1 pseudogene is annotated in these 272 nt (G+C 77.6%); it reads left to right on the plus strand.

Annotation, left to right across the window (positions count from 1 at the left end):
* Positions 1–272, plus strand: a pseudogene (locus MJ643_RS30770) (hypothetical protein); the annotation flags it as partial.

Here is a 272-nt window from a genome sequence, read left to right on the forward strand (position 1 = left end):
TGCGGACGATCCTGCGCGAGCGGCGCCGTGCCGCGCGGAAGGCCGGGGACGCGGAGGCCGTCCGGGTCGCGGAGAGCATCGGCGAGCCGGAGGTGATCGTCGAGGTCGCCCTCGAGCCCGACCCGGACGGCGGCTACCGGTTCCTCCCGCGCGCCCGCGTCAGCATCCCGGGGATCGACCCCGAGACCACGCGCGAGCTCGCCCTGGCCGCGCACGCCCGCTGCCCGGTCTCCAAGCTGCTCACCGCCGCCGGCGACCACCCCGTCGAGGTG

The organism is Pseudomonas sp. PNPG3 (assembly GCF_023093815.1).
GTDB lineage: Bacteria > Pseudomonadota > Gammaproteobacteria > Pseudomonadales > Pseudomonadaceae > Aquipseudomonas > Aquipseudomonas asiatica.